The following is a 26809-nucleotide window of genomic DNA, read 5'->3' as shown; positions in this document are numbered from 1 at the left end:
CAACCCATGTCCGACGGAATCACCGACATCTTCGAGGCGCTGGCCCATCCGACCCGGCGCCAGATCCTTCAGGATCTGAAGGACGGCGAGTTGGCGGCCGGTCAGATCGCCGGCCGGTTCAACGCATCCGGGCCCACCATCTCCCGCCACCTGAGCGTGCTCAGAGGGGCCGGCCTGGTGGCCGAGCGCCGGGAGGGCAACCGGATCCTCTACTCCCTCGTGGGAGACCGGTTGGCGCTGTCGGTCGGTGACTTCCTCTCCACCGTCTGTCCCGAGCAGATCGTGCTGCGCACCATCGGCAAGCGATCGACGGACGCAGGGGCCCGGAGCCCCGAGGAGGCGACGGCGTGAGCGTGCTCACAGGACTCCGCGCCCAGGTGCGTCGCCGGTTGCTCATCACCTATCGCGTCGACCCGGCCGTGGCCAGGACCCTGGTGCCGGAGCCGTTCCGGCCGCAGATCGTCGACGGCAGCGCAGTGGCGGGGGTCTGCATGATCGGACTCCGGTCGGTGCGCCCGGGGTGGCTCCGACCTCGAATCGGCTTCAGCACGGAGAACGTCGCCCATCGGATCGCGGTCGAGTGGGACGAGGACGGCCGCACCCGCACCGGCGTCTACGTCGCCGAGCGGCACAGCTCCGCGCTTCTCCCCGTCATCGCCGGTGGGCGCCTCTTCCCCGGCGTCCAGAAGCGGGCGCGGTTCACCCTCGATGAGACGAGCTCACGCTTCCGCGTGACGATGTCCGCCCCCGGGGTCGACGTCGCGGTCGACGCGCGGCTCGGCGGCGCCTGGACGAGCACGCTGTTCCCGACCGTCGAGGCGGCCTCCGCCTTCTACCAGGACGGATCGATCGGATGGTCGCCGCGACGGGACGGCGCGGGTGCCGAGCCGCTCGAGCTGACGTCCACGACCTGGGCGGTCGAGCCGGCCGAGCTCCTGAGCATCCGGTCGTCGTTCTTCGAGGGCCTCCCGCAGGGTTCGGCGGTGCTCGACAGCGTCGTCGCCATGCTCGACCTCCCGTTCGTCTGGGGCACGCCCCACATCGTCCCGGATGCCGTGTCGCAGCCGCGGGCCGCCTGACCTCCGCGACCCGGGGGACGGAACAGGTTCGGCGGCAGACGGTCCCCGAGCGGGACCAGGCGCTCTCGGGGAGCGCCCACAGGGATCAGTGGGTCGCGGTCAGCGTGTGCGCGGCCCAGCAGGTGCTGGTGCGGGCCTGCTGCACGCGGGCATCCGTGGCGGCGAGACCCTTGTACCGGACCCCGGCGGCGGAGAAGGAGGCGCCGGTCGGGGTCCCGATCGGCTCGAGCGTGGACCAGGCGATGTCGTAGCGGCCGTCCGTGCGGAGCCGCGCTTGGGCGGCCTCGATGAGGATGCCGCCGTTCTGGTCGTTGCAGGCGACGCCGGTCGTGGCATCGCCCGAAGCGCTGCGGGCGCCGATGGGGATGCTGAGGCCGGATCCGTCCTTCGCGGTGAGCTGCTGGAACCCGCAGTGCTGGAACCTGAGCAGCACGGCCCCGAGGCCGTCGTCGATGGCGATCGCGTGCCCGGGGAAGCCGTCGGTGTCGACGGTCCAGGCATGATGAGCGCCGGTGGGCGTCTGCCGGTCGGGGGTGGTGTAGACGCCGCCGGCCGATGTGGCGAAGCCGAACTCCCACGGCTTCGAGGTGGTGAAGAACGCGGTGTCCTGCCGGCCGTCGCCGTCGACGTCGTGGACCCGCACCGTCCGCGCGCCCGTGGGGATCGCGGTGCGCCCGTTGTCGCACCCGGCGGGCGCCCTGCTCGCGGCGGTCGCCGAGGCGACGGGGGAGGGGGTCGCCGTGCTGTGGGCGGCCGTGGAGGCGGGAACCAGGGCCGATCCCGCTGTCGTGCGGGCGGGGGACGCCGGCGCCGCGGGGCCGGCTCCAGGAGTCGCGGCGCAGCCGGCGAGCAGGGGCAGGGCGAGCACGGCGAGCAGCGCGCCGCAGTATGCGGTTCGGACCATCCTGGGACCCCTCGATCGGAAGCCGGCGGATCCGGCGCTACTCAGGAATGTCCGGACGAGGGCCTCGCGTTACAGCCGTGCCCGCGGGTCTCGATCCCCGGAGGTGGCGGTGACAGGATGACCGCCATGACGTCTCGCATCGACGCGATCAACATCACCTGCCGGAACCATGAGGAGCTCGGCGCGTTCTGGCAGCAGGTGCTGGGCCTGGAGGAGGACCCGGACGACCCGAACAACCCCGGTGACCCGGTGACGGTCTACGTGACCGCGCCGGTGCGCATCCGGATGTACTTCCAGCCGACCGAGCCCGGCGAGGAGTTCCACCGGCGCATCCACTTCGACGTCGACGCCGTGGACCGAACGCGCGACGAGGAGGTCGATCGGCTCATCGGCCTGGGTGCCGAACTGGTCGTCGACCGCCGCGACGACGACGGCTCCGGATGGGTGACCTTGCGCGACCCGGACGGCTACGAGCTCTGCGTGCAGCGCAGCGCCGAGGAGCGTGCCGCGGCGGAGTGACGCCGCCCTCTCCTGCTCGCCGCTTCGGGCCGCATCCACGGCCGCGTCGGGAGTCCTCCTTCAGAGACCTCCGATGTCGTCGGGCGGATGCGACGGTACGGTCCCTCGGTCGACGGATCCACGGGTCGAAGGGATGTGGGATGGGCGGCAGCGCATCGGTGCGGGTCCTGACCTGGAACGTGTGGTGGCGCTTCGGCCCGCGGTGGAGCGACCGGCAGCCCCTCCTCCTCGACGAGATCCGGGCCAGCGGCGCCGACGTGATCGCGCTGGAGGAGAGCTGGGGCACGACGACCTCGACCCAGGCGGACGAGTTCGCTCGCGAGCTCGGGTTCCACTCGGCGTTCGCGGCGCAGTCGTTGCCGCCCCCGCCGGACGTCCCCGAGCATCCCGGCCAGGCCGATGTCGACCTCGGACTCGGCCTGGTGAGCCGATGGCCGATCACGGCGACCCGCACCGTGCAGCTCCCAGCCCGTCACCGTCCGGAGGCGCCCGTCACGATGATCGCTACGATCGCCCACCCGGACGGGCCGGTGAACGTCGTGGTCACCTGTCTCGAGTGGGAGCCCGCCTACAACGACGACCGCATCGCCCAAGCGCGCTTCGTCGCGGACCTCGCGACGGATCCGCGACTCGACGGTCCCGCACCGGTGCTCGTGGCCGGCGACCTCAATGCCGCCCCCGACAGCCCGATCCTGCGGCCGCTGCGGGACGTGCTCGTCGACGCCTGGGAGGCGGGCGGAGGCTCCCCGGATGCCGTATCGCTCCCATCCGACCATCCCTTCGCGCCGCTGGAAGCGGAGGAGCTGATCGACCGGCGGATCGACCACGTGCTCTACCGCTTCGGGGAGCCCGGTCAGCGCGTCACCGTCCGCGGCGCCCGGCTGGTCGGCGAGCCGGTGGACGGGTTGGACCCGTCGGATCACCGGGGCGTCGTCTGCGAGGTCCGCTGGACCAGGCCGGGCGAAGCGAGCTCCTGACCGGCCGTCCGGGCCCGGCGGTACCATCAGCCGTGCCTCAGGAGTCCGCTCGCCCGACGCTTCAGCAGGCGTAGGCATCGCCGGGGCGACGCCCGAGAGCCGCAGCGGCCTCGGCACGGTGGCCGGGGTCGCCCTCTACGTGTCCGCGGTGATCGGGCCCGGAATCCTCACGTTGCCCGCCGCGGCCGCGCAGATCGCCGGGCCGCTGTCCCTCGTGGCCGTCGCAGCCCTGCTGGTCGTCTCCGTGCCGTCGGCGTTCGCGTTCGTCGGCATCCACCGGGCCTCGACCGCGCGCGCGCCGACCGCGAGCATCGGCCTGCAGCGCTACGCGACCCTCGCCTTCGGCGACCTCGTCGGGAGGATCGTGGCCGCCTGGTTCTACCTCGGTGTGCCGATCGGGGTGCCGGCGCTGGCGCTCATCGGCGGCTCGTACGTCTCCGTGGCGACCGGGGGAGGGCGGCCCGTCACGGTGGCGGTCGCCTGGGCGATGGCCGTGCTGACGATCGGGATCGTCCTCGCCCGAGGGCGCTCCAGCGGCGGCCTGTCGCTCACCCTCGCGATCGCGCTGGTCGTGCTCATCATCGGCGCCGCGGCCGTCTCGATCCCGAAGTGGCGTCCCGATCGTCTCGGGGAGATCGCCCCGCACGGCCTCCTCGCCCTCGTGCCGGCCGCGCTGACCCTGGCGTGGGTGCTGATGGGATGGGAGGCGTCGACGAACTTCACCTCGATGCTCCGCGACCCGGATCGCCGGCTTCCGCGGGTGATCGCGATCTCGCTGGCCGTGGTCGTGGTGCTCTACGCGGCCGTCGCGGTGCCGGAGCTGCTCGTGCTGGGCCCGTTCTCCGGATCCACCGCTGCACCGGTCGCGGCGATGCTGCGGACCGCGCTCGGCGCACCGGCGAGCTTCGTCGCGGCCGTGCTCGCCGTCGTGCTGGCGCTCGCGGCATCCGTGGCGTACCTCACGAGCTTCCGCGAGCTGGGCCGGTCGCTGCTGCCTCCGACGCCGCGACTGAGCACGTCGGGCCGGGATCGGCTCGCCCTCGCGATCCCGGCGCTGATCACCGGCGTCGGCCTGCTGCTGGCGACGATCGCGCCGCTCGACGCCAGCTGGTTCGTGCGGCTGTGCGCCGGGAGCCAGGTGCCCGTCTACCTGGTGGCCCTCGCCTCCGGGCTCGTGCTGCTCCGCCGGCCGAGCCGTGCGTGGTTTCTCGCCCTCATCGCGACATTCGCGGTCTCGGTGCTGCTGCTCTCCGCGGGCCCGTACCTGCTCGTCCCCGCCGTGATCGCGGCGATCGTCGTCGCCGGGCACCGCCGCCGGCGACGGCGAGCGGAGGCGGCAGGGCGCGGGATCGCGGATGCGGGAGGAGCGGCGCTCGCCGTCGCCGACGACTGAGCGCCCGCCACTGCCCGTGTTCCCGGTGCCTGTGCGAGGACGGAACCGCGGTGATCCCGGGTTCGCGGGGCCGTCGTCCGCCCCCACCCGCGTGCGGGAGCAACGGAGTCGCGACCGACGAGGCGGCGCGGATTCTCGGGCAGTTGCTTCCTCCACAGGAGGCGTTCGGCTGCTCGATCATGGACAACGAATCCCTGATGAGTGGCTGCTCTCAGTCAGCAGCGGCTGTCTGAGGCCGGTGTCACGATGGGCGCATGGAGGCTCCGGAGCGGTTCGCAACGGCGATCGGGCTCGTCGCCGCGCTCGCCTGTCATCCTGCGATGACGACCGAGCGCGCACTTCTCGCTGAGGCGGAGGCCTGGGAGGGGCTGGGCCGCCTGGTCGACGCCCGTCGTGTCGCGCTGGCCGGAGAGATCGCGTGGCGATCGAGGGAGCAGCTGGGCGACGCCTCCCTCGCCCGACACCAGGGTGATCGCGACGCGGCCGAGCTGCTCGCACGCGGGCTCCGCATCGGCATCCGGGAGGCGCGGCGCAGGTCAGCGCTCGGACTTCGGGTGCGCAACGCCCGCTCCCTCACCGGTGAGGAGCTTCCGAGCCGGTGGGCTCACGTCGCCGCCGCACTCGACCGGGGTGGGATCGGAGTCGACGCGGCGCGCGTCATCGTCGACATGCTGGGCGCGGTCGCACGCCGCGCCTCCGCCGACGAGCTCGAGGTCGCTGAGCGGTCGTTGGTCGACAGCGCGGGATCGATGTCGCCGGACCTCCTGCGGGTGCAGGCGGAGGCCTGGCAGGCCGCGCTCGATCCGGACGGGGCGAAGCCGGCCGAGGACGCTGCGCACCGCAACCGCAGCCTGCGGATCGGACTCGAGTGCTCCGACGGCATCACCACCACGATCCTCAAGACCGAGCCCGAGGTCACCGCCCTCCTCCGCGCAGCGATCACGAGCCGCAGGCGCGGCGTCCAGTGGGACCGCCGGCCGTCCGACGACTGCGCCGACGACTCCGAATGGCATGAAGCCGGTGGCGACCACCGGTCGAGAGCGCAGTTCGACCACGACGTGCTGATCGACATCGTCCGCGCCGGTCTCCGGGTGGAGCACGACACGACCGGTTCCACCGCGGCGAGCCCGGCCGAGGTGATCGTGCATGTCAGGGCCGCCGATCTCGCGAGCGGCCGGAGCTGCGGGTGGGCTGACGGTGTCGTCGGCCGGATCTCGATCCCCACGGTGCAGCGGCTGCAGTGCTCCGGCTCGACCCGGCTCCTGGTGACCGGCGACGGCGGGGAACCCCTCTACCTCGGTCGGGCGAAGCGCCTGTTCACGCGGGCGCAGCATCGAGCACTCGCGGCCCGCGACGGCGGGTGCGCCTGGCCGGGATGCCGAGCCCCCGCCTCCTGGACCGAAGCGCATCACATCGCCTGGGTCGGCCGCGACGACGGAGCGACGGACATCGACAACGGAGTCCTGTTGTGGTTCCACCATCATCTGATCCATTCGAGCGACGAGTGGGAGATCCCGGTGCATGACCGGCTCCCGCACCTCGCGCCGAGACGGTGGCAGGGCCGCCCCTGCCACGACATCGGATGCAGCGGCATCGCATCCACACCGCTGGGGATCCACCCCGCCGCGCCGCCTGATCCGCTCAGGGACGAGGCGGTCACGCCTCGACGATGTCGCTCTCGCGGGCTCGTCGCCTGCGCGTGCGGACATGGTCCTCGATCCGCCAGGCGAGCACCGCGGCGAAGCCCAGGATCACCGCGAAGGCGAGCAGCTCCACGACCAGCTGCACGACCGGCGCCCAGCCGGCGGCGTGCGGGTCGAGGAACCCGTAGGGGTAGAAGAACTGCGTCCGGTTGATCTCATCCGGCACCAGCGGCCCGCGGACGAACGTGTACGCCACCCAGGCGACCGGGAAGACCGCCACCACCCAGGCCGTGCGGAACCGCAGGTGAGCCGGATGCGGTGCGATGAGCCAGTCGAGCGCCACCGCGATGGGCGCCACGACGTGCATCACCTCGTTCGCCCAGTCCAGCTGGGAGCCCGGCGGCACCGGCAGCTGGCGCAGCAGCAGGTTGTAGACGATTCCCGCCACGAGGATCGAGGGAAGCACGGCGAGCCGGAGCACGGTCAGCCACCGCGGCATCGGCTCGGTCCCTCGGAGCAGGAGGACGCCGCCGATGATCAGGATCGCGCCGCCCGCCAGGATGCCCTGGTGGGTGAAGGCGCTGAAGAAGTCAGCGATCCGCAGCCCCACGTCGCGGATCCCGATGCGGTGCCAGTAGCCGAGGCTCACCACGAGCTGCGACCCGATCGCCGTGATCATCAGGCCGCCGGCTGCCAGGCGGCCGGCGGCGAGCGCACGGATGAACGGTGCCGGCATGGTCGGCGCTGCGACGGCCGAGGGCGTCTCACCCGTCTCGAGAGGCGTGCGGGCGCTCATGCCACCTTCGCTTCTGCGCATGCCCCGGCCGGCCCGTGCCGCGCTGCTCGATGGTCCGAATGGTCCCACCGGCCGGGGCGGGCGACAAGAGCGCAGGTACAGGGCGGTGCTGCACCGAAGGTCAGGTGACGGGTGCCCGTGTTCTCCGCGTGGCCGAGGGGTCGGCCGGCAGACAACGGTGGCGCGCTCCAAGCGCAACTCATGACCGCACCCAGGTCACTTGCGGTGGACTCCGGACGACCGTGATGCTGTGGATCAGAGGCGCGCGGCCCTCCCTCCGCGCGGCGGATTCGGGCTCCACGACCTGCGCTTCCCTTGCCGAGACAGGACGGACGGCCGGTAAGGTCTCCGGGCGGGTGTTCTCCCGTTGTCCAGCGCACATTCGGCGCTCGGTCAGGAGCAGCCGCTGGGGTGAAGGGATGACGGTGCAGGCCGAAGCCCCGGTGACCCATGCGGACCGGATCGCCCCGACCGAGGTCCCCTCGACGACCTCCTCCCAGAACGGCCCGCCCGTCTACCTCGGGATGCGCCGCGGCTGGTGGGTCGTGGTCAGCCTTCTGGTGCTGGTGGGCGTGGACCTGATCCCGATGGTCGGCCCGTACCTCTCCCTCGCCGCGCTGATGTGGATGATCTCGGGCCTCACCAGGGCGCAGCCGCGGTCGGAGCGGCTCGCACTCCGGCGCCGGGCCGCGAACCCGCACACGGCCGAGCCGCTGCGCCGTGCCGCCCGCGCCGACCGGGGCGCGGCGCTCCCCACCTCTTGACCGACGCGGGCTCGCGGCGAGACGTACTCGGGCCTATGAGTCCAGCCCGTGCTCCCGCAGCCACAGCTCAAGCAGTCCGACCTGCCAGAGCACGTTGCCGCCGACCGGCGTGTAGTGGTGGTTCGGCGCGTCGAGCAGCCGGTGCGCGACGTCGGGTTCGAGCACCGCGCGGGAGCGCGCATCGGGGGAGAGCAGCGCGTCGCGGAGGAGTGCCTGCATGGGCTCGTCGAGGTGCCGCAGGCCGGGGACCGGGAAGTAGACCTTGGGGCGGTCGATGACCTCGGTCGGCAGCATCCGGCGCCCCAGGTCCTTCAGCACGCCCTTGCCGTCCTGCGCGATCTTGAGCCCCGGTGGGCAGGACGCGGCGAGCGTCACCACGTCCTGATCGAGGAACGGCACCCTGGCCTCGAGCCCCCAGGCCATCGTCATCGCATCCACCCGCTTGACGGGGTCGTCGACCATCAGGTGGTGAACGTCGAAGCGGAGCACGGCGTCGAGGGCCGTCTCGGCCCCCGGCACTGCGAAGTCGGCGCGGGCCGACTCCGAGCTCACATCAGCGGGACGGGCGGTGCTCTCGATCGCGGACGGCGACGACACCGCCGACCGCCTCGTCACGGCACTGCGGCACCTCGCCGAGGCGGCGCCCGAGCTCCCGAAGCCGGCTGTGCAGCTGCCGTCCCAGGCGCACCTCGCGCTCGAGACGGTGATGCTGCCGCGCGACGCGTTCTTCGGCCCGGTCGAGGTCGTTCCGGTGCAGGAGGCGGTCGGCCGCATCGCCGCCGAGCAGATCACGCCGTATCCGCCCGGCATCCCGGTCGCGCTGCCGGGGGAGCGGATCAATCAGGCCGTCGTCGACAACATGACGAGCGGCGTCTCGGCAGGGATGGTCCTGCCGGACCCGGGCGACCCCACCCTGCACACGGTCCGAGTGGCCAGGGAGGAGCTCGGCTCCTGATCGGCGGCGCCGGGAGGAGGGTCCACCCAGGCCGGGCTGGCAGCATGCCGGTCGTCGACCGAGGAGGAACCGCATGAGCGCACTGACCGACACGTTCACCATGTCGAACGGGGTGACGATCCCGAAGATCGGGTTCGGCACCTGGCAGATCCCGAACGGATCCGAGGCCTACGACTCCGTGCGCACCGCGCTCGAGGTCGGCTACCGCCACATCGACACCGCCCTCGCCTACGGCAACGAGGAGAGCGTCGGCCGCGCCGTCAAGGACAGCGGGATCGACCGCGACGAGATCTTCCTGACGACCAAGTGCCCGGCCGAGGTGAAGGACGCCGACGGCGCGCGCCGCGCGTTCGAGCGTTCCACGTCCGGGCTCGATCTGGGCCCCCTCGACCTCTACCTCATCCACGCGCCGTGGCCGTGGGACGCCATCGGCAGCGACCACCGCGCCGGAAACATCGAGGTCTGGAAGGTCTTCGAGGAGCTCTACGACCAGGGGAGGACCCGCTCGATCGGCGTCAGCAACTTCGAGGTCGACGACCTCGAGTCGCTCGCCGGCGCGACGGACGTCGTGCCGCACGCGAACCAGATCCGCTGGTTCGTCGGCAACACCCAGGACGAGACGACGGCCTACTGCCGCGACAAGGACATCCTGGTCGAGGGCTACTCCCCACTCGCGACCGGGGAGCTGCTCGATGACGCCGACATCGCGCGGATCGCGCAGCGGCTCGGCAGATCGGTCGCGCAGGTGAGCATCCGCTACCTGCTCGAGAAGGACGTGCTGCCGCTGCCGAAGTCCACGACACCGTCGCGGATCCGCGAGAACGCCGACGTCGACTTCTCGCTGTCGGCCGAGGATCTCGCCGCCCTGGACGCGCTCGGTCGCTGACGCGCGGGCCGACGCCGAGCGCCGCAGGGGGTCAGACGTCGAGGGTGACCGAGAAGGCGCGGGTGCGGGACTCGAGCTGCGGAATCGCGATCCCGAGCGCGAACCGGCGGAAGTGGTCGGATGCGGCATGCGCCTCGAACGCCGCCTCGTCGTCATAGACCTCGAAGATCCGGAAGACCGCCGGCTCGTCCGGCGCCTGGTGCGGCTGGTAGTACCGGTTGCCCGGCTCCTCGCGCGTCGCCGCCGTCAGCCGCCGCAGCGCCTCGCGGACGAGGTCGATACGGCCCTCCTTCACGACCCAGGTCGCGTCGCACACGAACGCCATCCGCCGACCGTAGTCGCGGTCCCTGGCACCCTCGGGCGCCGTGCGGGCCGCCTCATCATCGCCGGTCGCGACGGGCCGGATCGGGCGCTCCCGGCCGTCATGGGACGCCCGTTCCGCCCGAAGCCGCCCGTCCTCGGACCGGGGTCACTCGCGGATCGTGAGCCGCCAGGTCGTGCCGGCGGCCGGCGCGCTGCGCAGCGAGAGCTCGGCGTCCACGCCGGAGTCGCTCACCGCGTCGCGGAGCAGCCGCAGCCCGAAGTGCGCCGACTTCGGTTTCGAGAGCAGACCCTCCGCGTCGAAGCCCGGCCCGTCGTCATGCACGGTGAGCACGGTGCTGCCGCCCTCGACGGCGAGGCCCACCGAGATCGGAGCGCCGTCGCCGTGCTTCTTGGCGTTCGCGATCGCCTCGCGAGCGACGCGGAACACGAGGCGCTCGGCGTCCTGCGACAGGTCGACACGCGGATCCACGACGACCGAGACCCGCACGCCGCGGGTCCGGGCGCCGGCCGCGAGATCCTCGAGGCCGGCGGCGAGGCCGGCCCGGTCGAGTGCGGGCGGGTAGATGTCGACGAGCAGGGCGCGCAGGCTCTGCACGGTGCCGCGCACGGTCGTCTCGGCGGCGTCGAGGACGTCGCCGGTCTCGGTGCCGCGAACGGCGCTGCTCGCCGCGCCGAGGTGGTAACCGGCGCCGACGAGGTCCTGCACCGGCCCGTCGTGCAGCAGCGCTGCGACCCGGCGCCGCTCCGCGTCGGACGCGTCGAGCGCACGGATGAGCAGCAGCTCCCGCTGCATCCGGCCGCGTTCGAGCGCGCGGAGCAGCCCGCGGAAGACGGGGACGAGGCCGAGCAGCACGAGCAGGAGGCTGACGCCCGTCACGGCGGCGAAGCCGAGCCAGATGCGGCCGGCGTCGGCCCGCACGGCGTCGTACTTGAAGTAGACCTCGAACAGCAGCGGCGTGCCGTCGGGGGTCCGCACCGCTTGGTAGACCTCGAGCAGCGGTCCGTTCGACCGGTCGTAGACGTTCTCGGGCTGGGCGAGGTCGGAGATGTCGGCCTGGGTGCCTCCCGACAGCAGGGCCTGCTCCTCGTCGTCGCCGAGGCCGAAGGTCTTGCCGATCAGGCGGGGCTCGTCGGAGTAGACGATGCGGCCGGCCCGGTTCCACACCTTCACGCGCGCGATCCCGCCGGCACCGAGGACGTGCGCGTGGACCGTGGCGTCGAGGGCCGCGATCGCGCTCGGGTCCTCGTCGACGAGCCCGTTGCGCAGCGCCGGCTGGCCCACGTCGGTCGCCAGGATCTGCGCCCGCTGGCTCGCGCTGCTGACCGCCTGGGCGTCGGCGAGGCGCTGGGCGACGAGCCCGCCGCCGAGCATCACCACCCCGGCCACGAGCAGGGCGAGGGCGAGCACGCGCACCACCAGGCGTCGCCGGCTCACCGGGGCTTCGTCGCCGCGGCCCCCGCCGACGGCGACCGTCAGCCAGCGGGCGACCGTCGTCTCGGTCATCGTCACGAAGGGGAGTGTGGATGCGGCGTGTCGCCGAGCGCGGATGCCGCGCCGGGCAGCCCGGCACGCGGATCTCAGCCCGTCGGTGCGCCGGTCTCCTCGAGGAAGGCGAGCAGCGCCTCGTTGAACCGGTCGGGCTGGTCGATGTTCACCGCGTGCCCGCAGTCCTCGATGATCACGATCCGGCCGTGCGGGTTGCCCGCCACCGTCGCGGCGGCGTGCTCGCACGGCCACAGCTGGCTGTCCCGGCCCGCGACCATGAGCACCGGGCACGCGGCGCGGGCGGCGACGTCGCGCCAGTCCTGCAACGAGTGGTCGACCAGCAGCTCCACCGTCGCCGGCGCCGTCCGATCGCGATAGGTGGGGGGCGCACCGAGGCGGTCGACGAGCCGGGCGATCGCCGCCGTCGATCGCCCGGCCGGGCGGCCGCGCCCGGTGTCGGGCACGCCGCGGGCGAACCGGCGCGCGTCCGACTCGTCGAAGCCGTAGAAGCCGTGGGGCCAGCCGGGGCTGTTCAGCATCTTCGGCGTCTGGTCGACGACGACGACGCCGGTGAGGCGCCCGGTGCCGTACTGGTCGATGTACGCCCAGATCACGTTGCCGCCCATCGACGCGCCCACGAGGGCCGTTCGCTCCACGCCGAGGTGGTCGAGGAGCTCGCCGAGGTCCCGGCCGTGGCGCGCCATCCGCTGCCCCCACATCGGCGTCTCGGACTCGCCGTGCGACCGCCGGTCGAACCCGATGACGCGGTAGCCGGCCGCGAGCAGCGCGTCGGACGTGAGGATCCACGCCGTCGCGGGAGCGCAGAAGCCGTTGATCAGCACGACCACCGGGCCGTCGCCGGCGTCCTCGTAGGCGAGGCGCACGCCGTCGCCGGTGCGGAACGACGGCATGGCGGACTCCTTCGTCGGGAACGGGTCCTCGCATCCTCTCGCAGGGGACGCCGACCGGCCGTCCATCCTCCTGCTCGTACCATCGACGGGCATCGGGCCGACGGAGGAACGGATGACGACGATCGCGGGCGGGCTGCCCCAGCTGTTCACGGAGGACGTCTTCCTCCGCGATCTGCGCCACGCCGTGCCGGCCGGGCGGCTGCTCACCGACGCGGACGCGCTCGGCCGCTACGCGCACGACGACGCCGCGTGGGCACCGTTCGTGCCGCCGCTCGCGGTCGTGCTGGCCACGTCGACCGAGGAGGTCGCCGCGGTCGTGCGCGTCGCGGGGGAGCACGACGTGCGGATCGTCGCCCGCGGGGCGGGCACGGGGCTGTCGGGCGGTGCCAACGCGGTCGACCGCTCCATCGTGCTGTCGCTCGAGGCGATGCGGACCGTGCTGCGGATCGACGCGGACGAGCGCGTCGTCGACTGCGAGGCGGGCGTCGTGAACGACGACCTCCGGGCCGCGGTCGCCGTGGAGGGGCTCTGGTACCCGCCCGACCCGGCGAGCTCGCAATGGTCGACGATCGGCGGGAACGCGGCGACGAACGCGGGCGGCATCTGCTGCGTGAAGTACGGCGTGACCGGGGACTACGTGCTCGGGATGACGGTGGTGCTCGCGGACGGGTCGATCGCGCGGCTCGGCCGTCGCACGGCGAAGGGCACGGTGGGCTACGACCTCACGGCGCTGATGGTCGGATCGGAGGGGACGCTGGGGATCATCACCGAGCTCACCCTGAAGCTGCTGCCGCTCGCGGGCCGCGAGGAGCGGGGCGTGATCGGCGTCTTCCCGTCGCTCCGGGCCGCCGGCGAGGCCGTCGCGGCCGTGTCCCGCGCCGGCATCCTGCCCGCCGCGCTCGAGCTCATCGACCGCACCTGCCTGCGGGCCGTCGACGAGTGGCAGGGCCTCGGCCTCCCGCACGACGCCGAGGCGATGCTGCTCGCCAAGGTGGACCAGGTCGGCGAGGCCGGCGCGGCACTCGCCGAGCGGATGGCGACGCTCTTCCGTGAGGCGGGCGGCACCGATGTGCGCACCGCCGAGGACCCCGACGCGGTCGACGTCCTGTTCCGCGCCCGCCGGCTCGCGTACCCGGCGCTGGAGCGGCTCGGCCCCGTGCTCACCGAGGACGTGTGCGTGCCGCGGACCCAGGTGCCGGAGATGCTCACCCGCATCCAAGCGGCCGCCGCGGAGCACGACGTCGTGATCGCGAACATCGCCCACGCCGGCGACGGCAACCTGCATCCGCTGATCATCGCCACACCCGACGACCCTGCCGCGGAGGCGCGGGCCCAGGAGGCGTTCGCCCGCATCATCGACGACTGCCTCGCCCTCGGCGGCACCGTGGCGGGGGAGCACGGCGTCGGGCTGCTCAAGCTCCACGGCGCGCACGACGAGCTCGGGCCGCGGGTGCTCGAGATGCACGAGTCGATCAAGTCGGCGCTCGATCCGCGGCGGCTGCTCAACCCGGGGAAGGCGTTCCCGAAGCACTGAACCGCCGGAACCGGGCTGAGCCGTCGGGCGCCCGGGCTACGCTCCGCAGGCGGCGGCGAGCCGACGAGGAGGACGACGGTGGCGGAACTCGATCTGCGGGTGCGGATCCTCGGACGGCTCCTCAGCAGGATCGCGATCGCGGACCAGAGCCTCGAGCAGATCCGCCGATCGCAGGAGCGGCCGCTCCCGCACACCCTGCTGACGGACCTGCTGCTCGGCGCGCCCCGCAAGGACGTCGCGACGCGGGACGGCAGCGCGGCCGGAGCCGATGGGCCGGTCCGCGTCCGGGCCTACCGGCCGGGCCGGACCGGCGGCCTGCTGCCGCTCGTCCTCCTGTTCCACGGCGGCGGCTGGACCACCGGTGACCTGAACGCGTACGACTGGCTGGCCGGCACGATCGCCGCGAAGGCGCGCTCCCTCGTCGTGTCGGTCGCCTACCGCCTCGCGCCGGCCCGCCGCTTCCCGGCCGCCGCCGAGGACTGCTACGCGGCGCTGCTCGACGTGGCCGCCCGGGCGGCCGAGTGGGGCGCGGATCCGTCCCACCTCGCCGTCGTCGGCGACAGCGCCGGCGGCAACCTGGCCGCGGTCGTGAGCCTGATGGCGCGCGACCGCTCCGGGCCCTCGATCGCGTTCCAGGGGCTGCTCTACCCGGCGACCGACCTCACGGCGTCGAGCCCCTCGATCGACGAGAACGCGCACGCGCCCGTGCTGACGAAGCGGGACGTGCTCGCGTTCCGGGACCACTACCTCGGCGGGCAGGACCCCCGGAACCCGTACGCCTCGCCGCTGCTCGCGGACGACCTGTCCGGCCTGCCGCCCGCGCTCGTGCAGGTGGCCGAGCACGACCCCATCCGCGACGACGGTCTCCGCTACGCCGCGGCGCTCGAGGCGGCGGGCGTGGCGGTGCGCACGACCCAGTACTTCGGGATGCCGCACGGGTACCTCGCCTTCCCGCACCTCTGCAGCGCCGTGCCGCAGGCGATGGGGGAGCTGACCGCCGAGCTCCGCGCGGCGCTCGCGCCGGCATCGGCGGCGGCGTGATCGTCCTTCCCGAGCCGCCGCATCTGGCACCGCCGGACGAACGGGTGCGGATCTCGTACCTCACCGGCGAGCTCGCCGACTGCCGCTACCGCGGGACGGACACCGGATGGCTGGATGGCGCGAGCCGCGACTTCGCGGGGTTCACGGCCGAACGCCGCGGCGTCCGCAAGCGCTGGGGCGTGCCCTCGACGGTCTTCTGGTGGGTGTCCGGGGAGCACTACCTCGGCACTCTCGTGCTGCGGCACACCCTGACCCACGAGCTCGCCGAGATCGGCGGCCACATCGGGTACCACGTCGTCTTCCCGTGGCGGCGGCAGGGGCACGCGACGCGGATGCTCGCGGCCGGCCTCCACGAGGCGGCCGCGATCGGGCTCGACCGCGTGCTCGTCACCTGCCACGCCGCCAACGAGCCGTCGCGGCGCGTCATCCTCGCGAACGGCGGGGAGTCGGCAGGCGGGATCGGCACCGAGGACCGGTTCTGGATCCGCACGCCGGGAGTGCGCTGAGCGACCGGGGACCGGCCCGCGGAACAATGGGTGCGATGGACACCGAGGCGCTCTGGGAACGCTTGTGCTCGCTGCTCGACGACGACGAGCACCTCTGGCCCGCTGTGGAGGCGGCGCTCGAGGAGTCGGACGGCGATCCGTGGGACGCACTGCTCGACGGCCTCGACGACGCGGGTGCGCTCGCATCGCTCGAGGCCGAGGACACCGGCATGGAGCTCGCCGACGCGCTCGCGCAGCTGCCGCGCGTGTTCCGGCTGCAGCCGGACCTGGGCGCGGTGAACGACACCGACGACCTCGACGACGCGATCGGCGAGGCGGACCGCGTGCTCGAGGGGCACGGGCACCGCCTGCTGGTCCTCGAGAGCGACGACGCCGACGTGCACGAGCTCGTCGTGGTCCCCGAGGAGGCCGTCGGCCCGATCCTCGAGACGGCCCAGGCCCTCGAGCGGCGCATCGCACCGCCGTCCTGAACCTCGGCCGCCGGGCGAGCTGAGGTGCCGAGCTGCCCGCGCGGGCCGTCAGCGGGCGGGGGAGAGCCGCGACTCCTCGAGGTCGAGCAGCGCCTGCGCCTGCAGCAGCGTGTGCGAGGAGTACTCGCCCTGTCGCCGGGCGTCGAGCAGCCGCTCCCGCTCGGCCTGCACCACCGCGAGGCGAAGGCGCCGGTAGAGCCGGTTCGGCGTCTCGTGCAGCGGCACGCCGGGTCCGCGGGAGCGCTCCCACGCCGCCTCGGCGCGCAGGAACGACGACTGCCGCACCCGGTCGAGCACGGCCGGATCGATGTCGTCGATCCCGTCGAGGTCGGCCGCCGCCTCGTCGAGCGCTGCGAGCCCGGCGTAGCCGAGCTCGTCGAGGAGGGCGGCGAGCTCGCGCTGGTCGTCGGCGGCGTCGGTGCCTCGCACCCCGAGGAGGCGGATCACCGCGGGCAGGGTGCCCCCCTGCACGACGAGGGTGAGCACCGCGACGATGAACGCGATGAGCACGAGCTGCGGGTAGTAGTTCGTCGCCTTCGGCAGCGACTGCGCCGCCGCGAGCGTGACGACGCCGCGCATCCCCGACCAGCCCAGCACGAGCCCGCCCTTCGGGGTCACCCCGTCGCGCCGAAGCTCCTCGAGATCCGCCCGGCGACGCGGATACGCGCGTTCCGCGCGACGCCACAGGCGGGTCGCGATCGGCCCCCGCCGCGACCTCCGGTAGTGGTCGAACGCCAGCCACTGCCGCAGCAGGGTGCGCTCGGCGAGCGCCGCGCGCGCTCGCAGCGCGAGCACGAGCGGGACCATCCAGACGAGGCGGATGAGCACGAGCGCGAGCGTCGCGGCGAGCGCGACGAGGATCGTCGGCCAGAACCCGAACACGGTCGGATCGACGTGCTCGACGACCGTGCGCAGCTCCAGCCCGATGAGCAGGAAGACGCCGTTCTCGAGCAGGAACTGGATCGTGCGCCAGTTGATCCGGTCGCTGATCCGCGCCTGCGGGGTGAGTGCGGCGGGGGCCGCGTGACTCGTGTACAGACCCGCGACCACGACCGCGAGCACGCCGGAGGCGCCGAAGAACTGCGTCGGCACGAAGGCGACGAACGGGACGGCCAGCGAGACCGCCGTGTCGAGCACCGGATCCGACAGGCGGGTCCGGACGGCCATGGTCACGAAGCCGGCGGCGAGCCCGATCGCGACCGCGACGACCGCGGCGACCACGAAGTCGCGACCGAGGGCCCATGGCGTGAGGAGGTTGCCTGCGGCCGCAGCCGTCGCGGAACGCAGCAGCACCAGCGCTGTGGCGTCGTTGACGAGCCCCTCGCCCTCCAGCACGGTGAGCAGGCGCGGCGGCAGCCCGAGCCGCCGCCCGATGGCGGTCGCGGCGACGGCGTCGGGTGGGCTGATCACGGCGCCGAGCGCGATCGCCGGTGCGAGCGCCAGCTTCGGCAGCAGCGCGAACAGCACGAACCCCGCGCCGAACGCCGTGATCAGCACGAGGACCACCGACAGGCTGCCGATGGGCAGCACGTTCCGGCGGAAGTCGGCGAACGGCAGGCTGATCGCCGCGGCGTAGAGGATCGGCGGCAGCACGATGTCGAGGATCAGCTCGTGATCGACCTCGACGTCGGGCACGCCGGGCAGGAAGGACAGCCCCACCCCGACCAGGACGAGAACGATCGGCGCGGCGACGCCGAGGCGCGGTGCGAACGCCGCGACGGCGACGATCACCGCGACCGCGAGCACCGCGTAGACCGCGAGCTCCACGGCTCAAGGCTATCCGCCGCCCGGAAGGGCGGCGGGGTGAGCGGGACCGTCGCGGACGGGCACAGCTCCTGCATCTCGGCCCGCTAGCGTCGCCCGCGTGACCGACGAGCCGCAGCCGCAACCCCAGATCGCCGTCAACCTCCCGCCGGAGCAGGAGATCGGCGTGTTCGCCGACTTCGCGGCGGTCTGGCACAACCCGACGAGCTTCGTGATCGACTTCCTGTCGCTCGTCGCGCCGCCGGGCCAGCAGCAGCTCGGCCCCGACGGGCAGGCCGTGCCGGTGGTCTCGGCGAGGGTCGCGGCCCGCGTCCGCCTCCCCGCGGAGCAGATCTTCCGGGTCATCGGCGCCCTGCAGGAGCAGGCGGACCAGTGGCTCGCGCAGTCCGGCAAGGAGGAGCCGCCCGAGGGGTGGTTCCCCGCGGGATGACCCCTCGCCGCGGCGGCCGCGCTCTGCCGGCGCCGGGCGCGCTGTCAGCGCTCGCCCGGATGATCATCGGCACCCGCCCGTGGGATGGTGGACGCCCGTCGAGGAGGTTCCTATGACCGCTCGAGCCAGATCGGGGTTGCCCGGCGACCGCCCGCCCGCGCCCGCGCCGAAGAAGCCGCCCGGATGGCGCCAGTGGCTCATCCCGGTCGGGCTGCTGCTCACCCTGCTGTTCCTCTTCCTGCCGGTGTTCGGGGCGCCGGCGGCGAAACCCGTCGCGTACGGCACGCTCGTGTCGCAGCTCCGCGCCGGGGACGTCGACACGCTCGTGCTCCGCTCCGACGGCGGCATCGTCGGGCAGTACCGCTCGGATTTCCAGAGCGGTGGGGCGTTCACGTCGACCTACCCGACCGGCCTGAACGGCGCGGACCCCACGTTCGTGTCGCTCGCGCACGACACGAAGCTGGTGCCGCACTTCGACGCGCAGACCGTCGGCAACTCCTTCCTCGGCACCGTGCTGTCCTTCCTGCCGTTCGTGCTCCTGCTGCTCTACTTCCTCTACGTCGGCCGCGTCGCCCGCAGCGGCGGCGGCATGCTCGGCGGGGCGGTCGGCCGGATGCAACCCAAGGTCGTCGACACCCAGCGCCCGACCACGCGGTTCAGCGATGTCGCCGGCTACGAGAGCGTGAAGCGCGACGTGACCGAGGTGGTCGAGTTCCTGCGGGATCCGTCACGCTTCACCGCCGCCGGCGCGGTCGGACCGAAGGGCGTGCTGATGGCGGGTCCGCCCGGAACCGGCAAGACCCTGCTCGCCCGCGCGGTCGCCGGCGAGGCGGAGGTGCCGTTCCTGCCGGTGACGGGCTCCTCGTTCGTCGAGCTGTTCGTCGGCGTCGGCGCCTCCCGAGTGCGCGACCTCTTCGCCGAGGCGCGCAAGCGGGCTCCTGCGATCGTCTTCATCGACGAGATCGACGGCATCGGCGGCCGGCGCGGCACCGGCTACGCGAGCAACGACGAGCGCGAGCAGACCCTGAACCAGCTGCTCGCCGAGATGGACGGCTTCGAGCCCAGCACCGGCATCGTGGTGCTCGCCGCGACGAACCGGCCCGAAGCGCTCGACCCGGCGCTGCTGCGGCCGGGCCGGTTCGACCGGCAGGTCGCGATCCCGCTGCCGACCGCCACCGAGCGGGCGGCGATCCTGGCCGTGCACGCCCACGGCAAGCACCTCGCGCCCGACGTGGACCTCGGCGTGACGTCGAGGGCGACGCCGGGCTTCTCGGGCGCCGACCTCGCCAACCTGCTGAACGAGGCCGCGATCGTCGCGGTCCGCGACGGGCGCACCGAGATCACCGCCGCCGACCTCTCGTCCGCTCGTGACCGGATCCTGCTCGGCGCCCGTCAGCCGGGCAACTTCCTGCTCGTCGAGGAACGGCAGAGCGTCTCCGTGCACGAGTCGGGGCACGCGCTCGTCGCGGCGCTCACGCCGGGCACCGATCCGGTGGAGAAGGTCACGATCCTGCCGTCCGGCATGGCCCTCGGCGTCACGGAGCAGGTGCCGGAGGAGGAGAGGCACCTGTACACGGAGGCGCAGCTGCACGCGAGCCTCGCCGTGCGCCTCGGCGGGCGTGCGGGAGAGCTCGTCGTCTACGGCGCGGGCTCGACGGGCGCCTCGAACGACCTCGCGTCCGCCACCCAGCTCGCCACCCGGATGGTGACCGAGTTCGGCCTGTCACCCGCACTCGGTCCCGTCGGCTACGGCTCCGACCAGCCCGGCTACCTCGGGCAGGGCCAGCAGGGGCATCCGTACAGCGAGGACACGCAACGCGTGGTCGACGAGGAGGTCGCGCGGCTCCTGCGCGAGGCCGAGGCCGCGGCGGTCGACCTGCTCACCCGGCACCGTTCCGCGCTGGACGCGCTGTCGGCCGAGCTGCTCGAGCACGAGACCGTGGATGGATCCGTGGTGCGGCGCATCGCGCAGGAGGCGCTCGCCGTCGCGCGTTGAGGAACCCGCCCGCGCCATGATGACCGGGTGACGCTCCCGACCGGCTGCCCGAAGAGGATGGTCTACGGGCCGTGCCAGGGCGTCCACCCCGACGGCGGCTGCGAGCTCGGCGATCGGCGCTGCGTCTTCCTCGACGCCGCACTGCCGGTCCACCAGGGCGGCGAACCGCGCGCGGAGGCGCCGTCCGCGCAGGCCGCGGAGCTGCTCGCGATCGCCGACCGCCGGCCGCTCGTCCTGGCGGAGCTCGTCGCTCCGGCCGGCGTCGACGGTCACCGTGCGGTCGCGGGGCGGCTGGCGGGGACGGTGGACGCCGCGCTGCTCGGCGATGCGCCATGGGCCCGCGTGCAGCTGCCCGCGGTGGTGCGGGCCGGCGTGCTGTCGGTGGAGGGACTGCGGGCGGTCGTCGGCCTGACCTGCCGTGACCGCAACCGCGTCGCGCTCGAGGGGGAGCTCCTCGGGTTGGCGACGGCCGCGGTGCCGATGGTGCTCTGCCTCACCGGCGACCATCCGGCGATCGGCGGGCGGCCCGATGCCGAACCGGTGTTCGACCTCGACTCGACCCGGCTGGCCGCCCTTGCCGCCGGTCGCGGCATGACCGTCGCGGTGGCCGAGTCGCCGTCGGCCCCGCCCGCGGCGCTGCGTCCCGCCCGCCTCGCGTCCAAGGCGGCGGCCGGCGCGACGGTCTGCTTCGTGAACCACGGGCCGGAGGCCGACGTCGAGTCGTTCGTCGCCGCGGCCCGCGAGCTGGTGCCCTCGATGCGCTTCGTGGTCAGCGTCCCCGTCGGGGCCACGGAGCGGGGCCGCGCCCGCCTCGCCGCCTTCTTCCCCGACGCCGACCCGGCAGCGCTCGACGAGCCGGATCATGCGGTCGCCCACGCGCTGGTGACCGCCGAGCGGATGCTCGCGCTCGCGGGCGTGATCGGCGTCGACCTCTCCGCGGGCGCGGGTGATGGCGAGGAGGAGCAGGTCGCCGAGGCGCTCGCCACAGTGGCTCGCGCCCTCGGCGGCGGCACCTGAGCCGGGCGTCACGATCCCAGCCGCATCCGCGGTGATGAAGCGGCAGGAATCACCACGGGAGGCTCACGCCTCGGCGCGCACCGCCTCGCGACGGCGATGGGATCGCCGAGCCCATGGCCTCCGTCCGCGGAACCGCACGGGTGCGCGCCCGTGCCCAGGGCGCTTCGACCCGACACTCGGCGAACGCTCTGGCACTTCGAGCCCGTTCCCGCAACACTGCCGAGGTGAACCCGAACGATGCGCCCGTCAACCTGCTCTACGCCGTGCTCTCGCTGATGGTCGTCGGCTTCGGCGTCGGGATCCTCGTGTGGCAGACCGCGGCGACCCGCCAGGCGCTCGCCACCCGAGGCGGATTCCTCTTCGCCGGCGTCGTGCTGATCCTGGTCGGTGGGGCGATCTTCCTCTCGCAGGCCGTCGCCTACTTCACCTGAGGCGCATGGCGGGGTCATAGCGCCGACCGATAGAGTTCGAGGGACGAAGGGGAGTATCCCGGCTCCGCGCCGGCCGTCATCACGGACCGCATCGCTGCGATCCCGGCCGCGTGGCATCCGTAGCGGATGGGGAGAGACGTTCGGCGCTGCCGCATGCCGTCGACCCGAGAGGCCCCACCATGGCCGTCCCCGCCCCGTTCGAGATCGTCTCGCTCGTCGTCATCGTTCTCGTGCTCGGCGCCGACATCGCCGTTGCGTACCTGCGGCCGAGGGTGCCGTCGCTGAAGGAGTCCGGGGCCTGGGTCGCCTTCTACGTGGTGCTCGCGCTCGCGTTCGCGGGGCTGCTGCTCGTCGTCGACGGCGCCGACCACGCGACCGAGTTCGTCGCCGGCTGGCTGACGGAGTACTCGCTCTCGATCGACAACCTGTTCGTCTTCATCGTCATCATGAGCGGGTTCGCCGTGCCGCGGAAGCACCAGCAGGAGGTGCTGATGCTCGGCATCGTGCTCGCCCTCGTGTTCCGCGCGGTCTTCATCGTCATCGGCGCGCAGCTGATCGCCTCGTTCAGCTGGATCTTCTACCTGTTCGGCGCGTTCCTGATCTACACGGCCATCACGCAGGCGTTCGGCTCGGAGCACGGCGACGCGCAGAACGGGCGCCTCGTGCGCTTCCTGCGGCGCCACATCGCCGTCACGGACCGCTACGACGGCGGGAAGGTCCGCACCACGGTCGACGGCAGACGGATGTGGACGCCGATCCTCATCGTGCTCGTCTCGATCGGCAGCACCGACGTGCTCTTCGCGCTCGACTCGATCCCGGCGATCTTCGGGATCACGGAGAGCTGGTTCATCGTGCTGACCGCGAACGTCTTCGCGCTGATGGGTCTGCGGCAGCTCTACTTCCTGCTGGGCGACCTCGTGGAGCGGCTGCGCTACCTCAAGTACGGCATCGCGTTCATCCTCGCGTTCATCGGCGTGAAGCTCGTGCTGCACGCCCTGCACGAGAACTCGCTGCCGTTCCTGAACGGTGGTGAGCACCTCGACCAGGTGCCGGACATCGGGACCGGCGCCTCGCTCGCCGTCATCGTGGTCGCCATGGCGGTCGCCACCGTCGCGAGCCTGCTCGCCATCCGCCGCGAGAACGTCCGCGAGCGGATCCGGGGCTGAGCCGCGACGCGTCGCGGATCCCGGAGGAGCCGGACGGCTCGCCGTGCCGTCGCGCTCCGGCGCGGCGAGTCACGCGGGCACTCCGCGCCCACTGCAGCAGCAGCGCGTCGGTCCATGCCTCGCTCGGCATGGGATGGCGCGGAACGGACCCGGGCAGGAACGTGAGCACCTCCCGACCCTGCCCGTGCCGGCGTCGGGCGCGTCGTCCACCCGACCGACGTAGCATCCGTCCATGAGGCTCTTCGGGCGTCGTCGCGCATCGCGCGTCCTTCCCGGCGCGCCGGCCGCGGTGCACTTCCCGCGGCACCCGGCCGCGCTGCTCGCCACCGACGCCTGGCGGCCGCTCGCGCAACTCGCCGACCAGCGGATCCGCGCGCATCGCGGCGACCACCTCGACGTCGGCGGCCTCATCGAGGTCGTGTCCACCGAGATCGAGGACGTGCTCGTCGACGAGCCACCGGCGCTGCTCCGGACCGCGTGGACGGCCTGGGACGACGAGATGCGCCGCATCGAAGGCCGCACGGCCCATCGACCGGCCGGCCCCGAGGACGTCGACGACGTCGCGGAGGCGCTCGCCGTGCACACCGACCTCGCCGCCCTCGTGCCGCAGCTCGTCGTCAGCCGGCTCAGCGAGAACGTGCGCTGAAGGCCGTCGCCCCCGGTTCCGCCGAAACACGGTGGTAATCTCGCCTCCATGCTTCGCGGCGCGTTCCTTCTTCCCTGCCGCGACGAGGTCTGAACCCACCGGCTCCCTCGTCGCGGAGGCTGCTCGATGCCGGGAACACCTCACCGCGATCCCTCCGGAGGACATCCATGACCGAGACGGCTCCCGCGCCGCAGAACCAGCAGCCGGCGCCTGACGCGCGCCGCCCGAAGACCCTCGCCGAGAAGGTCTGGGACGCGCACCTCGTCCAGCAGGGCGAGGACGGTGCGCCCGACCTGCTCTACATCGACCTCCACCTCGTCCACGAGGTCACCAGCCCGCAGGCGTACGACGGCCTCCGCGCCGAGGGCCGTCCGGTCCGTCGCCCCGATCTCACGATCGCGACCGAGGACCACAACACACCGACGGTCGACATCGACAAGCCGATCGCGGACCTCACGAGCCGCACCCAGATCGAGACCCTCCGCCGCAACGCGAAGGAGTTCGGGATCCGCCTGCACTCCCTCGGCGACGTCGAGCAGGGCATCGTGCACATCGTCGGCCCGCAGCTCGGCCTCACGCAGCCCGGCATCACGGTCGTGTGCGGCGACTCGCACACCTCGACGCACGGCGCGTTCGGCGCGATCGCGTTCGGCATCGGCACGAGCGAGGTCGAGCACGTGCTCGCCACGCAGACGCTGCCGCTGCAGCCGTTCAAGACGATGGCGATCACCGTCGAGGGCACGCTCAAGCCGGGTGTGACGGCGAAGGACGTCATCCTCGCCGTGATCGCGAAGATCGGCACCAACGGCGGCCAGGGCTACGTGCTCGAGTACCGCGGCAGCGCCATCCGCGCCCTCTCCATGGAGGGGCGGATGACGATCTGCAACATGTCGATCGAGGCCGGTGCCCGCGCCGGCATGGTCGCGCCGGACGAGACCACCTTCGCCTACCTGCAGGGCCGCCCCCACGCGCCGAAGGGTGAGGACTGGGACGCGGCCGTCGCGTACTGGCGCACCCTTCCAACCGACGACGACGCGGTCTTCGACGCCGAGGTCTTCCTCGGCGCGGACGAGCTCGAGCCGTTCGTGACCTGGGGCACCAACCCCGGCCAGGGCACCACGCTCTCCGGCATCGTGCCCGACCCGGCCACGATGACCGACCCGCAGCAGCGGGAGTCCGCCGAGCGGGCGCTCCAGTACATGGACCTGACGCCCGGCACCCCGCTCAAGGAGATCAAGGTCGACGCGGTCTTCATGGGCTCCTGCACGAACAGCCGGGTCGAGGACCTGCGCCAGTTCGCCGCGATCGTGAAGGGCCGCACGAAGGCCGAGGGTGTGCGCGTCATGGTCGTGCCCGGCTCGGCGCGCGTGCGGCTCGAGGCCGAGGCGGAGGGGCTCGACAAGATCTTCACCGACTTCGGTGCGGAGTGGCGGTTCGCCGGCTGCTCGATGTGCCTCGGGATGAACCCGGACCAGCTCGCGCCGGGGGAGCGCTGCGCCTCCACGAGCAACCGCAACTTCGAGGGCCGGCAGGGCAAGGGCGGCCGGACGCACCTGGTCTCGCCGGTCGTCGCGGCGGCCACGGCCATCCGCGGCACCCTGTCCAGCCCGTCGGACATCGAGGCGGAGGTCCTGGTCTGATGGAGCCGTTCACCACGCACACCGGCGTCGCCGTGCCGCTGACGCGGTCAGCGGTCGACACCGACCAGATCATCCCGGCGGTCTACCTGAAGCGGGTCACGAAGACCGGCTTCGACGACGCCCTCTTCGCCCATCTGCGCCAGCAGCCGGACTTCGTGCTGAACGACCCCGCGTTCGCCGGCGGGTCGATCCTGTTCGCCGGCCCCGACTTCGGCACCGGGTCGAGCCGTGAGCACGCCGTCTGGGCGCTCCGCGACTACGGCTTCAAGGCCGTCTTCAGCCCGCGCTTCGGCGACATCTTCCGCGGCAACAGCGGCAAGCAGGGCCTGCTCACCGGCGTCATTACGGAGGAGCAGGTCGAGACATGCTGGGCGGCGATCGAGGCGCAGCCGGGGATCACGGCTACCGTCGATCTCACGACCACCACCCTCACCATCTCGGGGACCTCGATCCCGTTCGAGATCGATGCCTACACTCGCTGGAGGCTCCTCGAGGGCCTCGACGACATCGGGCTGACCCTGCGCGATGAGCCGCGCATCACCGCCTTCGAAGCCGGCCGCGAAGCATGGCGGCCCACGACACTGCCAGTAGGGGACCGTTGAGCAACCTCATCACCGAAGGACAGCGAGCCGGAGCGAGCGTCGGGCTGACGTTCGACCGCATCACCATCGAGGGCGGCGCGCCGCTGCAGGGCGAGGTGGACGTCCGCGGGGCGAAGAACCTCGTGACGAAGGCGATGGTCGCCTCCCTCCTCTCGGAGGGCGTCAGCGTGCTACGCGACGTGCCCGACATCAGCGATGTCCGCGTGGTCCGCGGCCTGCTCGAGATCCACGGTGTGACGGTGAAGCCGGGTGTCGAATCGGGTGAGCTGCTGCTCGACGCCGGCAACGTGCGCAGCGCGCACATGCGCGAGATCGACGCGCACGCCGGGTCGAGCCGCATCCCGATCCTGTTCTGCGGACCGCTGCTGCACCAGCTCGGCGAGGCGTTCATCCCCGACCTCGGCGGCTGCCGGATCGGCGACCGGCCGATCAACTTCCACCTCGACGCGCTGCGCAAGTTCGGCGCCGTCGTGGAGAAGCTGCCGACCGGCATCCGCCTCTCCGCGCCGAACGGCCTGCACGGCGCGCACGTGCACCTGCCGTACCCGAGCGTCGGCGCCACGGAGCAGACCCTGCTCACCGCGGTGCGGGCGAAGGGCGTCACGGAGCTGCGCAACGCGGCGATCGAGCCCGAGATCATGGACCTCATCGCGATCCTGCAGAAGATGGGCGCGATCATCTCGGTCGAGCCGAACCGCGTGATCCTCATCGAGGGCGTCGACGACCTCCGCGGCTACACGCATCGGGCCATCTTCGACCGCAACGAGGCCGCCAGCTGGGCGTCCGCGGCGCTCGCGACGCACGGCGACGTGTTCGTGCACGGCGCGAAGCAGGAGCACATGATGACGTTCCTGAACATCTTCAGGAAGGCCGGCGGCGCCTTCGACGTCGAGGAGCACGGCATCCGCTTCTGGCACCCGGGCGGGCCG

At 72.8% G+C, this 26809-nt stretch carries 28 protein-coding genes and 1 pseudogene; 22 read left to right on the top strand and 7 right to left on the bottom strand.

The genetic code is table 11. The annotated features are described in order from the left end of the window. Positions 1-6 precede the first annotated feature (6 nt). Both JWQ92_RS03005 and JWQ92_RS03000 read left to right on the top strand, forming a co-directional pair. Positions 7-351: a metalloregulator ArsR/SmtB family transcription factor gene (locus JWQ92_RS03005; RefSeq protein ID WP_297342977.1), complete on the top strand. Its 345-nt coding sequence runs from the start codon at positions 7-9 to the stop codon at positions 349-351. Then, positions 348-1079 carry a DUF2071 domain-containing protein gene (locus tag JWQ92_RS03000; protein WP_297342976.1) on the top strand — a complete coding sequence of 244 codons (732 nt, stop codon included), beginning with the start codon at positions 348-350 and terminating at the stop codon, positions 1077-1079. The genes JWQ92_RS03005 and JWQ92_RS03000 overlap by 4 nt, the downstream gene beginning before the upstream one ends. 85 nt (positions 1080-1164) lie before the next feature. Here JWQ92_RS03000 and JWQ92_RS02995 read toward each other — a convergent pair whose 3' ends face one another. Beyond that, positions 1165-1983, bottom strand: a complete 819-nt coding sequence (locus JWQ92_RS02995) for a hypothetical protein (RefSeq protein WP_297342975.1) — start codon at positions 1981-1983, stop codon at positions 1165-1167. 126 nt (positions 1984-2109) lie between these two features. On the opposite strand from JWQ92_RS02995, the gene JWQ92_RS02990 reads away from it, so the two are divergent. The 4 genes and pseudogenes from JWQ92_RS02990 to JWQ92_RS16890 form a co-directional block, all read left to right on the top strand. After that, positions 2110-2502, top strand: a complete 393-nt coding sequence (locus JWQ92_RS02990) for a VOC family protein (protein ID WP_297342974.1) — start codon at positions 2110-2112, stop codon at positions 2500-2502. Between the two features lie 140 nt (positions 2503-2642). Next, the gene (locus tag JWQ92_RS02985; RefSeq protein WP_297342973.1) at positions 2643-3479 is read left to right on the top strand and encodes an endonuclease/exonuclease/phosphatase family protein; all 837 of its coding nucleotides are present in this window, start codon (positions 2643-2645) and stop codon (positions 3477-3479) included. A gap of 118 nt (positions 3480-3597) precedes the next feature. After that, positions 3598-4872, top strand: a complete 1275-nt coding sequence (locus tag JWQ92_RS02980; protein ID WP_297342972.1) for an amino acid permease — start codon at positions 3598-3600, stop codon at positions 4870-4872. Positions 4873-5126: 254 nt separating this feature from the next. Continuing rightward, positions 5127-6167 (top strand): annotated as a pseudogene (locus JWQ92_RS16890) (DUF222 domain-containing protein); the annotation flags it as partial. A 361-nt stretch (positions 6168-6528) separates the two neighbouring features. Here the strand turns inward: JWQ92_RS16890 and JWQ92_RS02970 are convergent. After that, positions 6529-7311: a Pr6Pr family membrane protein gene (locus JWQ92_RS02970; protein ID WP_297342970.1), complete on the bottom strand. Its 783-nt coding sequence runs from the start codon at positions 7309-7311 to the stop codon at positions 6529-6531. A gap of 419 nt (positions 7312-7730) precedes the next feature. Between JWQ92_RS02970 and JWQ92_RS02965 the strand changes: the two genes are divergently transcribed. After that, on the top strand, positions 7731-8075 hold the full coding sequence (locus JWQ92_RS02965; protein ID WP_297342969.1) for a hypothetical protein: 345 nt from the start codon (positions 7731-7733) through the stop codon (positions 8073-8075). A gap of 33 nt (positions 8076-8108) precedes the next feature. On the opposite strand, the gene JWQ92_RS02960 is transcribed toward JWQ92_RS02965, so the two are convergent. After that, positions 8109-8672, bottom strand: a complete 564-nt coding sequence (locus JWQ92_RS02960) for an asparagine synthase-related protein (RefSeq protein WP_297342968.1) — start codon at positions 8670-8672, stop codon at positions 8109-8111. On the opposite strand from JWQ92_RS02960, the gene JWQ92_RS02955 reads away from it, so the two are divergent. Both JWQ92_RS02955 and JWQ92_RS02950 read left to right on the top strand, forming a co-directional pair. Next, entirely contained in the window at positions 8644-9030 is a 387-nt protein-coding gene (locus tag JWQ92_RS02955) for a hypothetical protein (protein ID WP_297342967.1), read from the top strand. The genes JWQ92_RS02960 and JWQ92_RS02955 overlap by 29 nt on opposite strands. Positions 9031-9103: 73 nt before the next feature. Then, positions 9104-9916 carry an aldo/keto reductase gene (locus JWQ92_RS02950; RefSeq protein ID WP_297342966.1) on the top strand — a complete coding sequence of 271 codons (813 nt, stop codon included), beginning with the start codon at positions 9104-9106 and terminating at the stop codon, positions 9914-9916. A gap of 31 nt (positions 9917-9947) precedes the next feature. On the opposite strand, the gene JWQ92_RS02945 is transcribed toward JWQ92_RS02950, so the two are convergent. From JWQ92_RS02945 to JWQ92_RS02935, 3 genes are all read right to left on the bottom strand, one after another. After that, positions 9948-10241 carry a putative quinol monooxygenase gene (locus tag JWQ92_RS02945; protein WP_297342965.1) on the bottom strand — a complete coding sequence of 98 codons (294 nt, stop codon included), beginning with the start codon at positions 10239-10241 and terminating at the stop codon, positions 9948-9950. 144 nt (positions 10242-10385) lie between these two features. Next, positions 10386-11744, bottom strand: a complete 1359-nt coding sequence (locus JWQ92_RS02940) for an ATP-binding protein (RefSeq protein ID WP_297342985.1) — start codon at positions 11742-11744, stop codon at positions 10386-10388. A gap of 74 nt (positions 11745-11818) precedes the next feature. Then, a complete protein-coding gene (locus JWQ92_RS02935) occupies positions 11819-12637 on the bottom strand; it encodes an alpha/beta hydrolase (RefSeq protein ID WP_297342964.1) in 819 nt (272 codons plus the stop codon). A 112-nt stretch (positions 12638-12749) separates the two neighbouring features. Here JWQ92_RS02935 and JWQ92_RS02930 point away from each other — a divergent pair, with 112 nt between their 5' ends. The 4 genes from JWQ92_RS02930 to JWQ92_RS02915 all read left to right on the top strand — a co-directional run bounded on the left by JWQ92_RS02930 (position 12750) and on the right by JWQ92_RS02915 (position 16188). Then, on the top strand, positions 12750-14171 hold the full coding sequence (locus JWQ92_RS02930; RefSeq protein WP_297342963.1) for an FAD-linked oxidase C-terminal domain-containing protein: 1422 nt from the start codon (positions 12750-12752) through the stop codon (positions 14169-14171). A gap of 78 nt (positions 14172-14249) precedes the next feature. Next, positions 14250-15212 carry an alpha/beta hydrolase gene (locus tag JWQ92_RS02925; protein WP_297342962.1) on the top strand — a complete coding sequence of 321 codons (963 nt, stop codon included), beginning with the start codon at positions 14250-14252 and terminating at the stop codon, positions 15210-15212. Further along, the gene (locus JWQ92_RS02920) at positions 15209-15718 is read left to right on the top strand and encodes a GNAT family N-acetyltransferase (RefSeq protein ID WP_297342961.1); all 510 of its coding nucleotides are present in this window, start codon (positions 15209-15211) and stop codon (positions 15716-15718) included. The genes JWQ92_RS02925 and JWQ92_RS02920 overlap by 4 nt, the downstream gene beginning before the upstream one ends. A gap of 35 nt (positions 15719-15753) precedes the next feature. Continuing rightward, complete coding sequence (locus JWQ92_RS02915) at positions 15754-16188, top strand: hypothetical protein (RefSeq protein ID WP_297342960.1); 435 nt, start codon at positions 15754-15756, stop codon at positions 16186-16188. 48 nt (positions 16189-16236) lie between these two features. Here JWQ92_RS02915 and JWQ92_RS02910 read toward each other — a convergent pair whose 3' ends face one another. After that, on the bottom strand, positions 16237-17955 hold the full coding sequence (locus JWQ92_RS02910; RefSeq protein WP_297342959.1) for a sodium:proton antiporter: 1719 nt from the start codon (positions 17953-17955) through the stop codon (positions 16237-16239). A 97-nt stretch (positions 17956-18052) separates the two neighbouring features. On the opposite strand from JWQ92_RS02910, the gene JWQ92_RS02905 reads away from it, so the two are divergent. The 9 genes from JWQ92_RS02905 to JWQ92_RS02865 all read left to right on the top strand — a co-directional run. Next, positions 18053-18382 carry a DUF3467 domain-containing protein gene (locus JWQ92_RS02905; RefSeq protein ID WP_297342958.1) on the top strand — a complete coding sequence of 110 codons (330 nt, stop codon included), beginning with the start codon at positions 18053-18055 and terminating at the stop codon, positions 18380-18382. Between the two features lie 112 nt (positions 18383-18494). Then, a complete protein-coding gene (gene ftsH / locus JWQ92_RS02900; protein ID WP_297342957.1) occupies positions 18495-20378 on the top strand; it encodes an ATP-dependent zinc metalloprotease FtsH in 1884 nt (627 codons plus the stop codon). Between the two features lie 27 nt (positions 20379-20405). Next, the gene (locus tag JWQ92_RS02895) at positions 20406-21395 is read left to right on the top strand and encodes a methylenetetrahydrofolate reductase C-terminal domain-containing protein (protein WP_297342956.1); all 990 of its coding nucleotides are present in this window, start codon (positions 20406-20408) and stop codon (positions 21393-21395) included. Between the two features lie 224 nt (positions 21396-21619). Then, positions 21620-21826: a hypothetical protein gene (locus JWQ92_RS02890; protein ID WP_297342955.1), complete on the top strand. Its 207-nt coding sequence runs from the start codon at positions 21620-21622 to the stop codon at positions 21824-21826. Positions 21827-22005: 179 nt separating this feature from the next. Next, positions 22006-22992 (top strand): TerC/Alx family metal homeostasis membrane protein, encoded by a 987-nt coding sequence (locus JWQ92_RS02885; RefSeq protein ID WP_297342954.1) that lies wholly within the window; start codon positions 22006-22008, stop codon positions 22990-22992. Between the two features lie 232 nt (positions 22993-23224). After that, positions 23225-23638, top strand: a complete 414-nt coding sequence (locus tag JWQ92_RS02880; RefSeq protein WP_297342953.1) for a hypothetical protein — start codon at positions 23225-23227, stop codon at positions 23636-23638. Positions 23639-23805: 167 nt separating this feature from the next. Then, the gene (gene leuC, locus JWQ92_RS02875) at positions 23806-25278 is read left to right on the top strand and encodes a 3-isopropylmalate dehydratase large subunit (RefSeq protein WP_297342952.1); all 1473 of its coding nucleotides are present in this window, start codon (positions 23806-23808) and stop codon (positions 25276-25278) included. Continuing rightward, positions 25278-25880: a 3-isopropylmalate dehydratase small subunit gene (gene leuD, locus JWQ92_RS02870; RefSeq protein WP_297342951.1), complete on the top strand. Its 603-nt coding sequence runs from the start codon at positions 25278-25280 to the stop codon at positions 25878-25880. Before leuC ends, leuD begins: the two co-directional genes overlap by 1 nt. Continuing rightward, a partial coding sequence (locus JWQ92_RS02865; protein WP_297342950.1) for a UDP-N-acetylglucosamine 1-carboxyvinyltransferase occupies positions 25877-26809 on the top strand: 933 nt, incomplete at its 3' end. The genes leuD and JWQ92_RS02865, both read left to right, overlap by 4 nt.

The organism is Amnibacterium sp., assembly GCF_025463795.1.
Taxonomy (GTDB): domain Bacteria; phylum Actinomycetota; class Actinomycetes; order Actinomycetales; family Microbacteriaceae; genus Amnibacterium.
This window is presented reverse-complemented; position numbering and strand designations above follow the sequence as displayed.

Excerpts from the sequence above, each read along its gene's own strand:
- JWQ92_RS02940 (WP_297342985.1), bottom strand. The coding sequence starts at position 11,744 with ATGACCGAGACGACGGTCGCCCGCTGGCTGACGGTCGCCGTCGGCGGG.
- leuD (WP_297342951.1), top strand. The coding sequence starts at position 25,278 with ATGGAGCCGTTCACCACGCACACCGGCGTCGCCGTGCCGCTGACGCGG.
- JWQ92_RS03005 (WP_297342977.1), top strand. The coding sequence starts at position 7 with ATGTCCGACGGAATCACCGACATCTTCGAGGCGCTGGCCCATCCGACC.
- JWQ92_RS02950 (WP_297342966.1), top strand. The coding sequence starts at position 9,104 with ATGAGCGCACTGACCGACACGTTCACCATGTCGAACGGGGTGACGATC.
- ftsH (WP_297342957.1), top strand. The coding sequence starts at position 18,495 with ATGACCGCTCGAGCCAGATCGGGGTTGCCCGGCGACCGCCCGCCCGCG.
- JWQ92_RS02885 (WP_297342954.1), top strand. The coding sequence starts at position 22,006 with ATGGCCGTCCCCGCCCCGTTCGAGATCGTCTCGCTCGTCGTCATCGTT.
- JWQ92_RS02990 (WP_297342974.1), top strand. The coding sequence starts at position 2,110 with ATGACGTCTCGCATCGACGCGATCAACATCACCTGCCGGAACCATGAG.
- JWQ92_RS02915 (WP_297342960.1), top strand. The coding sequence starts at position 15,754 with ATGGACACCGAGGCGCTCTGGGAACGCTTGTGCTCGCTGCTCGACGAC.
- JWQ92_RS02985 (WP_297342973.1), top strand. The coding sequence starts at position 2,643 with ATGGGCGGCAGCGCATCGGTGCGGGTCCTGACCTGGAACGTGTGGTGG.
- JWQ92_RS02930 (WP_297342963.1), top strand. The coding sequence starts at position 12,750 with ATGACGACGATCGCGGGCGGGCTGCCCCAGCTGTTCACGGAGGACGTC.
- leuC (WP_297342952.1), top strand. The coding sequence starts at position 23,806 with ATGACCGAGACGGCTCCCGCGCCGCAGAACCAGCAGCCGGCGCCTGAC.
- JWQ92_RS02945 (WP_297342965.1), bottom strand. The coding sequence starts at position 10,241 with ATGGCGTTCGTGTGCGACGCGACCTGGGTCGTGAAGGAGGGCCGTATC.
- JWQ92_RS02935 (WP_297342964.1), bottom strand. The coding sequence starts at position 12,637 with ATGCCGTCGTTCCGCACCGGCGACGGCGTGCGCCTCGCCTACGAGGAC.
- JWQ92_RS02970 (WP_297342970.1), bottom strand. The coding sequence starts at position 7,311 with ATGAGCGCCCGCACGCCTCTCGAGACGGGTGAGACGCCCTCGGCCGTC.
- JWQ92_RS02965 (WP_297342969.1), top strand. The coding sequence starts at position 7,731 with ATGACGGTGCAGGCCGAAGCCCCGGTGACCCATGCGGACCGGATCGCC.
- JWQ92_RS02995 (WP_297342975.1), bottom strand. The coding sequence starts at position 1,983 with ATGGTCCGAACCGCATACTGCGGCGCGCTGCTCGCCGTGCTCGCCCTG.
- JWQ92_RS02880 (WP_297342953.1), top strand. The coding sequence starts at position 23,225 with ATGAGGCTCTTCGGGCGTCGTCGCGCATCGCGCGTCCTTCCCGGCGCG.